This is a genomic window from Mesorhizobium sp. M7D.F.Ca.US.004.01.2.1 (genome assembly GCF_003997785.1).
Taxonomy (GTDB): Bacteria; Pseudomonadota; Alphaproteobacteria; order Rhizobiales; family Rhizobiaceae; genus Mesorhizobium; species Mesorhizobium loti.
On sequence record NZ_RZRQ01000230.1, the window covers coordinates 1 to 9,652 of the forward strand.

Consider the following 9,652-nt stretch of genomic DNA (forward strand, 5'->3'; position numbering starts at 1 on the left):
GGCGGGGGATTTCATAGAGAAGAGAAAGAAAAACCGGAAAAGCCCGCCACAACCTACATCGTCAGCGTATTCGAGAAACCGCACTGGCGCACGCTCCTGACGACCAAAGACAAGGCCGAAGCCTTGGCGGCGGCCAAGGAGATCGGCGACAAGGTGCGGGTCGAAGAGATCACGCCGAAGGCGAAGAAACGTTGAAATGTCGCGCGACATCACAGATTCGCGATGCTCGGGACGAATAGCGGTCCGAAAAGCGTTCGTGGCACATGACGTCTAATTCGCCGGGTGCTCATAAAGACCCGAGCGCCCTTCCTGAAACCCAATGCTTTAGGAGGAACACCATGAAACATCTCCTCACACCAATGATGGCCGGCCTATTCATAGCCTCCACTGGCATGGCCTTCGCCGCCAACGTCCACACCGTAACAGGCACGACAGGTCAGCCCAATCAAACGATTGGAACCCCTCAAACAGGAAGTGCCACTCCAGGCCACGCAAGCTCTGCTCCGGGTTCAGCCTTCAACCCAGCTGGTAATGCGGGAACACACTACGCTGGCGAGCAGCCGCAGAACTCAAAGAATCCGAAGAGCGTATCTCAATACGACGTGGCCGGCTTCCAGCAGTCCAATAACCATTAACGGACTGCCGCAATCTGCGAACGAAAAGGCAGGCCCGCCACCGTGGAGGCAGCGGGCTAGATGCGATAGCATGTCGGTATTTCAGTAGCGGTAGTAGTGCCTACGGTAGTGATGTCGGTGATAGTAGTACCTGTCGTAATACACAGAGCGGTAATGGCCGCCGCCGTAATACGGGTCAGCATAATACCCACCGCCGTAATACCCGCCACCGTAGCAGCCGTTGTTGAACATGCTTCCGATCACTGTCCTCCTGGAAGGAAGTCGTCATAGCCGCCGTATCCACGCCCATAGTAGGGGTGGCCATAGTAACCCCTGTATCGCCCATAATGGCCGCCTGCCCAATAATTGTTGCGCCATCTGGCACCGCTCCGAATTTGGATGACGTCGGGCTGTGCGCTTTGCGCCTGAGGCAGGAAAAAGACCAGCCTATGCCGTCGCCGGTTCTATCGAGGGCAAGAACGAGCAAGGGGCAAGAGGTGTATGGCGTACGGTCGTTCGCTGATGTGGATCCTTGTCGCGACAGGACGTTCCTGGCCGACGGCCTGAAGCCGATCGATGAAGCGGCTTGGGCGATCTGCATTGCACGGGGCACGCACTTGGCCTAACCGCATCATCAACATCGGATCGAAGGCCCGCCTCGCGCGGGCTTTTTCATGCGCCGCGTGCGCCAGCGATTCCCGGATAACGCCAAGAAAAGCCCGGAAAACATGGGAATTCTAGGTAATACCGGTAAATGCACGTGCGCATAGATTTTCGATCTAAGTGATTGATTTGTTGGTGAGCGCGATGGGATTCGAACCCATGACCTACTGATTAAAAGTCAGTTGCTCTACCGGCTGAGCTACGCGCTCCCGCGGGCGCGAAAGGCGACCCTCGAAATTGCGCGGAACATAGGGAGAGTGCCTCGACCGGTCAACCGGAAAAACAGCATTCGCAGGCCGGGCTTTTCCAGCATGATCGCCGGGTCTGAGTGGCCGCTTCGATCATGAGAGACACCGCCCTGGCAGAGCGATTGCACGACCGGTCTGTCGCCTCGCCAGCAGGCCGGAGAAACATTACAAATCAGCAACTTGGCGTTTTCGCGGGGAACTATAAGCCACCTCGCCCGTTTCCTCGCCACAAGGGACGTCAATCACCCTTTCGAAGGAGAAGATAATGAACAAGATCGTATCGGGTATACTGGCGACCACATTGTCAGTTTCGTTCGCGGCAGCCGCCGGTCCGGCCAATGCAGCACAAATGTTCGTGCCTCAGGCACCGGTGACGTCGTCAAATATCCTGAACGTCGCAGCCGGCGACACGCCAGCCCAACATCCTTCCCAATATCCTGAGTGGAAGCGTCACGGCGATCGCCGCAACTTCAGCCGCAATTTCAACGGCAATCGGAACTTTGCCCGCAACAATGATCGTGGCGTGTATTGGAACGGCCACCGCGGCTATCGCGAATACCATCGCGGCTATCGGCGCCATGGCGACAACTGGTTCCCGCTGGCTGCCTTCGCCACCGGCGCCCTGATCACCGGCGCGATCATCAACAGTGAAAACAACCGTGTCTACGAAGGCAATTCGCATGTGCAGTGGTGCTATGACCACTATCGCAGCTATCGCTCTTCGGACAATACGTTCCAGCCGAATTACGGCCCCCGTCAGGAATGTCGTTCGCCTTATTGATCAAGGCGCGTTTGCGTAGCTGAGATGCGTTGAGTAAAGCCCGCGCCGGCAACGGCGCGGGCTCTTGATCGATTGGCCGGAAGAGGAACAAGTTGCCGTCAGCTTGCCCAGTTGATGCTCTTGGGCATCAGATAAAAACCCCCGCCGTCCTCTCTGCTGGGACAACGATAGATACCCAACCCGTCGCAGATTCGAGACATCACCGCGCTGAGTTCCCAACCAAGCACTTCCAGCGCATTGTCCGCGCGTGTCGCATAGGCTCGGGCCAGTTCGTCAATGCCATGCTGTTCGCCGAAGGATCGAACCAGCTTTGCGTCGCTGAGGAGCTCGCTAGGCAGGCTTGAATTTGCCCAAGCCCACAGCCAGTTGCCGCCCTCGGTACTCGTTGAGCCGACAATCTGGATCTCGGTGACGACCTTGACCACCCCGTCTTGCGAGAACAGAAGCGTTCCGGCCGTCAGATCATAATCATAGCGCGACCAGCTACCAAGGTGGAGATCTTTCTTCAAGCGTGCGTTCTTGGCCTTCAGCTGTTCGATAGCCTCGTCGCGCCAAGCAGGATGCCAGTCTGGCTGCATTCCTCGCGCCCCATCACCCACCACTGACGGCTGTTTATGACACGCTCAGCGTCCTGCGCACAGCATCGCGCCAACCAGCAAGCTTGGCTACGCGCACGGAGCCATCCATGTCCGGCTGGAAGCGCCGTTCGAGTGCCCAGCTTTTCGCGAATTTCTTGGCATCCGGCCACACTCCTGCCTTCGAGCCGGCCAGCCATGCGGCGCCCAGCGCGGTCGTCTCCAGGATGGTCGGACGGTCGACCGGCGCGTCGAGGATGTCGGCCAGACGCTGCATGGTCCAGTCCGACGCCACCATGCCACCGTCGACCCGCAGCACCGTCTTGGCCGAAGCTCCCTTCCAGTCCTTGCGCATGGCGTCGAGCAGGTCGCGCGTCTGGTAGGCCACGGCTTCCAGCGCGGCGCGGGCAAACTCCGCCGGACCGGAATTGCGGGTCAGCCCGAAGATGGCGCCGCGTGCCTCGGCATCCCAATGCGGTGCGCCGAGTCCGACAAAGGCGGGCACCAGGTAGACATTTTGCGTCGGATCGGCTTCTGCCGCCAGTTTGCCGCTCTGCTCGGCCTTGCCGATCACCTTGATGCCATCGCGCAACCATTGAACCGCGGCACCGGCAATGAAGATTGAGCCTTCCAGTGCGTAGGTCGTCTTGCCGTTCAGCCGGTAGGCAATGGTGGTCAAGAGCCGGTTCTTCGAACGCACCAGGTCGCTGCCAGTGTTCAGCAGCGCAAAACAGCCAGTGCCATAGGTCGACTTCATCATACCTGGCTCAAAGCAGGCCTGGCCGATGGTCGCGGCATGCTGGTCGCCGGCAACCCCGAGGATTCTTATCTCGGCGCCAAAGAGACTTTTCTCCGTGATTCCATAGTCATCGGCACAGTCCTTTACCTCAGGGAGCATTTTCGCCGGGATGTTGAGGATCGTCAGCAGCTCGTCATCCCAGGCATTCTCAGCGATGTTGTAGACCAGCGTGCGCGAAGCGTTGGTGGCGTCCGTCGCATGGACCTTGCCGCCGGTCAGCCGCCAGATCAGGAAACTATCGATGGTGCCAGCGAGCAGTTCGCCTTTCTCGGCCCGCTTTCTGGCGCCCTTCACCTTGTCCAACACCCAGGCGATCTTGGTGCCGGAAAAATAGGGATCGAGCAGCAGTCCGGTCTTGCGGGTGAACTTCTTCTCCAACCCCTGCCTCTTGAGTTTCTGGCACAGCGACGCGGTGCGCCGGTCCTGCCAGACGATGGCATTGTGGATCGGCTTGCCGGTCACCCTGTCCCAGATGACAACGGTTTCGCGTTGATTGGTGATGCCGAGTGCGGCCACCTCGGAAGCAGTCCGACCGGCGTTCTTCAGCGCCGCCTTCACGGTCGATACGACGCTCGTCCAGATGTCCTCGGGATCGTGCTCAACCCAGCCGGAGGCCGGATAGTGCTGGGTGAACTCCTGTTGCCCGCTGCCGGCAACCTTCATCTTGTCGTCGAACAGGATCGCCCTGGTCGATGTCGTGCCCTGGTCAATGGCAAGGATGTATCCGGTCATTCTGCCTCCCCACTTAGTCTTTTACACAAACAGGGGAGACGGCAAGATGCCGCCTCCCCCTATTCTCATGATGCGGGCGCGAACGCCAACACCAAGGTTACTTCTGCCAGCTCTTCACCAGTTCGTCGTAGTTGATGGTGATCGGCTTGTCCTTCTCCTGCTCGAGCTTCAGCTGAGGCGCGAGATTGCCGGCCTTGACCGCGTCGGCGTTCCAGTAGGCAAGGTCATGCTCTTCGGCCATCTTCGGTCCGATGTCGCCCTGGACACCGGATTTCTCGATACGGGCCATGACTTTTTCCTGGTCGGCGCAGAGCGAATCCATGGCTTCCTGCGGTGTCTTGGCACCCGAGGATGCGTCACCGATGTTCTGCCACCAGAGCTGCGCCAGCTTCGGATAGTCCGGCACGTTGGTACCGGTCGGCGTCCACTGCACACGGGCCGGCGAGCGGTAGAACTCGATCAGACCGCCGAGCTTCGGCGCACGTTCGGTGAAGCTCTTGTCATGGATGGTGGAGTCGCGAATGAAGGTCAGGCCAACCTGGCTCTTCTTCACGTCGACGGTCTTCGAGGTGACGAACTGCGCATAAAGCCAGGCGGCTTTGGCGCGGTCGGTCGGCGTCGACTTCATCAGCGTCCAGGAACCGACATCCTGATAGCCGAGCTTCATGCCGTCCTTCCAGTATGAGCCGTGCGGAGACGGCGCCATACGCCATTTCGGCGTACCGTCGTCGTTCATGACCGGCAAGCCGGGCTTGACCATGTCGGCGGTGAACGCGGTGTACCAGAAGATCTGCTGGGCAACATTGCCTTGCGACGGCACGGGGCCGGATTCAGAGAAGGTCATGCCCTGGGCTTCCGGCGGCGCATAGGCTTTCAGCCAATCAAGATACTTCTGGATGGCATAGACCGATGCTGGTCCATTGGTGTCGCCGCCGCGCGCTGTGCACGAGCCGACAGGCCGCGAATTCGCATCGACCTTGATGCCCCATTCATCGACCGGCACGCCATTCGGCAGGCCCTTGTCGCCGTTGCCGGCCATCGACAGCCAGGCGTCGGTGAACCGCCAGCCGAGCGACGGATCCTTCTTGCCGTAGTCCATGTGGCCAAAGACTTTCTTGCCGTTGACGTCGCGGCCGGTGAAGAATTCGGCGATGTCCTCATAGGCCGACCAATTGACCGGCACGCCGAGATCGTAGCCGTACTTGGCCTTGAAGTCGGCCTTGTTCTTCTCGTCGTTGAACCAGTCGTAACGGAACCAGTAGAGGTTCGCGAACTGCTGGTCGGGCAGCTGGTAGAGCTTCTTGTCCGGCGCAGTGGTGAACTTGGTGCCGATGAAGTCGTCAACATCGAGCATCGGATCGGTAACGTCCTTGCCTTCGCCCGCCATCCAGTCGGTCAGGTTGCGCACCTGCTGGTAGCGCCAGTGCGTGCCGATCAGATCGGAATCGTTGACCCAGCCGTCGTAGATGTTCTGGCCGGTCTGCATCTGGGTCTGGATCTTTTCGACGACGTCGCCTTCCTGGATGACGTCATGCGTGACCTTGATGCCGGTGATGGCGGTAAAGGCCGGCGCCAGCACCTGAGACTCGTACTGGTGGGTGGTCAAGGTTTCCGACACGACTTTGATGTCCATGCCGGCGAAGGGCTTGGCCGCGTCAATGAACCACTGCATCTGCTTTTCCTGGTCGGCGCGAGAAAGCGTCGACACGCCGCCTATCTCCTTGTCCAGAAAGGCTTTTGCCTCATCCATCCCGGCATAGGCATTGCCTACGCCGAGCAACAGGACAAGGGCCGTTGTTGATGTTAAAAATTGCCGTCGCATGTGTTTCCTCCACTGTTTAAGGTTTCAAGTGCGATCTGGAGCGGTCGCCGGCACGCGGCCGCTCCAACAGTTTCCCCCTCTATACGTAGCGGAACACGCCAATGGCGTAGACCACGGAGAGAGCGAGAGCCCACCAAAGGCTCGGTCCGACAAGACCCAGCCAAGCGAGATGGATAAAGGCGCTGCCGAGCAGCGATAAGAACAAGCGGTCGCCGCGCGTCGTCTCGAAGCGCAGCACGCCGACGCGTGGATTGCCGCCCGGCGAGGCGTATTCCCAGACGCCCATGCCGACCAGCAGCAGGGCGATGACGGCAAAAAAAGCGGCCGTCGGCCAGGTCCATGCCATCCAGGAGAAGTCGAGGTTCATGATCACACCCTCCCCAGGGCGAAGCCCTTGGCGATGTAGTTGCGCACGAACCAGATGACGAGCGCACCGGGTATCAGCGTCAGCACGCCGGCGGCCGCCAGCAGCCCCCAGTCCATGCCGGAGGCCGACACGGTGCGGGTCATGGTGGCGGCGATCGGCTTGGCATCGGTGGTGGTCAGCGTTCGGGCGATCAGCAGTTCGACCCATGAGAACATGAAGCAGAAGAAGCAGGCGACGCCGATGCCGCTGGCGATCAGCGGCATGAAGATCCTGATGAAGAAGCGCGGGAACGAATAGCCGTCGATATAGGCGGTCTCGTCGATTTCCTTCGGCACGCCCGACATGAAGCCTTCGAGGATCCACACCGCCAGCGGCACGTTGAACAGGCAGTGCGCGAGCGCGACCGCTATGTGCGTGTCGATCAGGCCGAAGGCCGAGTAGAGCTGGAAGAACGGCAGCGCGAACACTGCCGGCGGCGCCATGCGGTTGGTCAGCAGCCAGAAGAACAGATGCTTGTCGCCAAGGAAGCGGTAGCGCGAGAAGGCATAGGCCGCCGGCAGCGCCACCGATACCGAAATCACCATGTTCATGACCACATAGGTGATCGAGTTGATGTAGCCGGAGTACCAGGCCTTCTCGGTGAAGATGGTGACGTAGTTGGCGATTGTCGGCGCGTGCGGGTAGAGCGTCAGCGAGTTAACGATCTCCGCATTGGTCTTGAAGCTCATGTTGATGAGCCAGTAGATCGGCAGCAAAAGCACGATGATGTAGAGCGTCGGCACGATCCACCACCAGCGCGATTCCTCGCCGCGCCGGCGCATCAACCGATCGATTTCGCTCTGCGACAGCGCGCTGGCGAGCCCTTCTGAAACAGCCGCCTGACTCACCCGGTCCCGCTCCGTCGTCGTTTCGTTGGCGCCAGCCATCTCAGCGCTCCGCGTCGTAGTTGGTCATCACGGTGTAGAACACCCACGACAACAACAGGATGATGAGGAAGTAGACCAGCGACATGGCGGCTGCCGGACCAAGGTCGAACTGGCCGAGTGCCGTCTTGACGAGGTCGATCGACAGGAACGTAGTCGAATTGCCAGGCCCGCCGCCGGTGACGACGAAGGGCTCGGTGTAGATCATGAAACTGTCCATGAAGCGCAACAGAACGGCGATCAAAAGCACGCGCTGCATCTTCGGCAACTGGATGTAGCGAAACACCGCCCAGCGCGAGGCGCCATCGATCTTGGCCGCTTGGTAGAAGGCATCCGGGATCGAGACCAGTCCGGCGTAGCAGAGCAGCACGACGAGGCTGGTCCAGTGCCAGACATCCATGACGATGATCGTGACCCAGGCATCGAACGGATCCTGCACGTAATTGTAATCGATGCCGATCGCGTTGAGATAATAGCCCAGCAGCCCGATGTCGTTGCGTCCGAACACCTGCCAGATCGTGCCGACGACGTTCCACGGGATCAGCAGCGGCAGCGACATCAGCACCAGGCAGACCGGCACGCCCCAGCCCTTCTTCGGCATGTTGAGCGCAATGAAGATGCCGAGCGGCACCTCAATCGCCAGGATGATGAAGGAAAAGATCAGGTTGCGGACCATCGCTTCCCAGAAGCGGCTGGACGAGAGCAGTTCTTCGAACCATTCGGTGCCGGCCCAGGTGAAGACATTGTTGCCGAACGTGTCCTGCACCGAATAGTTGACGACCGTCATCAGCGGGATGACGGCGGTGAAGGCCACCAGCACCAGCACCGGCAGCACCAGGAACCAGGCCTTGTTGTTCCAGGTCTTTTCCATTTATGCCCCCATCTCGACGCGCCAGGAATCGGCATAGATGTTGATGCCGGCCGGGTCGAACCGCACCTTCGGATCGGCAGGCACGGTCTCGTCCTCGCCGATGACCGCCGCAATCTCGCGGCCTTCGAGATTGGCGCGGACCACCTTGTGGCGGCCGAGATCCTCGACCTTGCTGATCGAAACGGCCATGCCGTCGCGGCCAAGCCGGACATATTCGGGACGGATGCCGAGCTCGACGGTGCCGCTGCCAGCCTTGGGCACGCCGGGCAGTTCGATCCGCTGCGAACCCAATTTTGCCGTCTTGCCGTCGATCGCCACCGGCATGACGTTCATGCCGGGCGAGCCGATGAAATAACCGACAAAAGTGTGGCGCGGCCGTTCGAATAGTTCGGCCGGCGTGCCGATCTGGACGATACCGCCATCATACATCACCACCACCTGGTCGGCGAAGGTCAACGCCTCGGTCTGGTCGTGGGTGACGTAGACCATGGTGTAGCCGAACCGGCGGTGCAGCTGCTTCAGCTGCGAGCGCAGCACCCATTTCATATGCGGGTCGATAACGGTCAGCGGCTCGTCGAACAGGATGGCGTTGACATCCGAGCGCACCAAGCCGCGGCCGAGCGAGATCTTCTGCTTCTGGTCGGCGGTCAGGCCCCTCGCCTTCTTCTTCGCCCAGGACGCCAGATCGATCATCTCTAGCGTCTCGCGCACCTTGCGGTCGACATCTGCTTCCGGCACGCCGCGGTTGCGCAGCGGGAAAGCCAGATTGTCGTAGACGGTCATGGTGTCGTAGATGACCGGGAACTGGAACACCTGCGCGATGTTGCGCTCCTGCGTCGACAAATTGGTCACGTCCTTGCCGTTGAACAGCAACTGGCCGTGTGAGGGGTGCAGCAATCCCGAAATGATGTTGAGCAGCGTGGTCTTGCCACAGCCCGAGGGCCCCAGCAGCGCATAGGCGCCGCCGTCCTCGAAGACGTGATGCACTTCCCTGAGCGCGAAATCGGAATCCTTCTGCGGGTTGGGCAGATAGGAATGCCTGACATGGTTGACGTCGATGCGCGCCATCTCTTTCCCCTCAAGCCGCCAGCTTCGGCGCGCTCACGGCGCGGCCGTGCTCGTCGAAAACCATGATGTGGCGTGGATCGATGAACACCTCGACCACTTCGTCAGGCTCGAAATCGCGAATGCCGTGGGTCAGCATGACCCAGCGCGCATCGGCGAAATCGAGATGGATGAAGCTCTCCGACCCTGTGA

General features: G+C 60.1%; 9 protein-coding genes, 1 tRNA gene and 2 pseudogenes. 3 read left to right on the forward strand and 9 right to left on the reverse strand.

Annotated elements, in window-relative coordinates; translation table 11 throughout:
* Window positions 1-195, forward strand: a pseudogene (locus tag EN993_RS25070) (hypothetical protein); the annotation flags it as partial.
* Between the two features lie 143 nt (window positions 196-338).
* A complete protein-coding gene (locus EN993_RS25075; protein ID WP_206438728.1) occupies window positions 339-635 on the forward strand; it encodes an adenylate cyclase in 297 nt (98 codons plus the stop codon).
* 775 nt (window positions 636-1,410) lie between these two features.
* Here the strand turns inward: EN993_RS25075 and EN993_RS25080 are convergent.
* Window positions 1,411-1,486: transfer RNA gene (locus EN993_RS25080), tRNA-Lys, on the reverse strand.
* Window positions 1,487-1,790: 304 nt separating this feature from the next.
* Here EN993_RS25080 and EN993_RS25085 point away from each other — a divergent pair.
* On the forward strand, window positions 1,791-2,306 hold the full coding sequence (locus tag EN993_RS25085) for a BA14K family protein (protein ID WP_126069030.1): 516 nt from the start codon (window positions 1,791-1,793) through the stop codon (window positions 2,304-2,306).
* A 98-nt stretch (window positions 2,307-2,404) separates the two neighbouring features.
* On the opposite strand, the gene EN993_RS25090 is transcribed toward EN993_RS25085, so the two are convergent.
* From EN993_RS25090 to EN993_RS37995, 8 genes and pseudogenes are all read right to left on the reverse strand, one after another.
* On the reverse strand, window positions 2,405-2,884 hold the full coding sequence (locus EN993_RS25090; protein ID WP_127265106.1) for a DUF6882 domain-containing protein: 480 nt from the start codon (window positions 2,882-2,884) through the stop codon (window positions 2,405-2,407).
* Between the two features lie 34 nt (window positions 2,885-2,918).
* Window positions 2,919-4,412 (reverse strand): glycerol kinase GlpK, encoded by a 1,494-nt coding sequence (gene glpK / locus EN993_RS25095; RefSeq protein ID WP_109669119.1) that lies wholly within the window; start codon window positions 4,410-4,412, stop codon window positions 2,919-2,921.
* 97 nt (window positions 4,413-4,509) lie between these two features.
* Window positions 4,510-6,234, reverse strand: a complete 1,725-nt coding sequence (locus tag EN993_RS25100; RefSeq protein ID WP_109669121.1) for an ABC transporter substrate-binding protein — start codon at window positions 6,232-6,234, stop codon at window positions 4,510-4,512.
* Between the two features lie 79 nt (window positions 6,235-6,313).
* Complete coding sequence (locus tag EN993_RS25105; protein WP_109669124.1) at window positions 6,314-6,601, reverse strand: DUF2160 domain-containing protein; 288 nt, start codon at window positions 6,599-6,601, stop codon at window positions 6,314-6,316.
* 2 nt (window positions 6,602-6,603) lie between these two features.
* On the reverse strand, window positions 6,604-7,527 hold the full coding sequence (locus EN993_RS25110; RefSeq protein ID WP_127265107.1) for a carbohydrate ABC transporter permease: 924 nt from the start codon (window positions 7,525-7,527) through the stop codon (window positions 6,604-6,606).
* Window position 7,528: 1 nt separating this feature from the next.
* Window positions 7,529-8,395 carry a sugar ABC transporter permease gene (locus EN993_RS25115; protein WP_109669130.1) on the reverse strand — a complete coding sequence of 289 codons (867 nt, stop codon included), beginning with the start codon at window positions 8,393-8,395 and terminating at the stop codon, window positions 7,529-7,531.
* Window positions 8,396-9,463 (reverse strand): ABC transporter ATP-binding protein, encoded by a 1,068-nt coding sequence (locus EN993_RS25120; RefSeq protein ID WP_109669133.1) that lies wholly within the window; start codon window positions 9,461-9,463, stop codon window positions 8,396-8,398. It lies immediately after the preceding gene.
* 10 nt (window positions 9,464-9,473) lie between these two features.
* A pseudogene (locus EN993_RS37995) lies at window positions 9,474-9,652 on the reverse strand (ABC transporter ATP-binding protein); the annotation flags it as partial.

What these genes read in the sequence shown, in the direction of transcription:
- EN993_RS25090 (WP_127265106.1), bottom strand. Translation starts at nt 2,884, where the DNA reads ATGCAGCCAGACTGGCATCCTGCTTGGCGCGACGAGGCTATCGAACAG.
- EN993_RS25100 (WP_109669121.1), bottom strand. Translation starts at nt 6,234, where the DNA reads ATGCGACGGCAATTTTTAACATCAACAACGGCCCTTGTCCTGTTGCTC.
- EN993_RS25085 (WP_126069030.1), top strand. Translation starts at nt 1,791, where the DNA reads ATGAACAAGATCGTATCGGGTATACTGGCGACCACATTGTCAGTTTCG.
- glpK (WP_109669119.1), bottom strand. Translation starts at nt 4,412, where the DNA reads ATGACCGGATACATCCTTGCCATTGACCAGGGCACGACATCGACCAGG.
- EN993_RS25120 (WP_109669133.1), bottom strand. Translation starts at nt 9,463, where the DNA reads ATGGCGCGCATCGACGTCAACCATGTCAGGCATTCCTATCTGCCCAAC.
- EN993_RS25075 (WP_206438728.1), top strand. Translation starts at nt 339, where the DNA reads ATGAAACATCTCCTCACACCAATGATGGCCGGCCTATTCATAGCCTCC.
- EN993_RS25105 (WP_109669124.1), bottom strand. Translation starts at nt 6,601, where the DNA reads ATGAACCTCGACTTCTCCTGGATGGCATGGACCTGGCCGACGGCCGCT.
- EN993_RS25115 (WP_109669130.1), bottom strand. Translation starts at nt 8,395, where the DNA reads ATGGAAAAGACCTGGAACAACAAGGCCTGGTTCCTGGTGCTGCCGGTG.
- EN993_RS25110 (WP_127265107.1), bottom strand. Translation starts at nt 7,527, where the DNA reads ATGGCTGGCGCCAACGAAACGACGACGGAGCGGGACCGGGTGAGTCAG.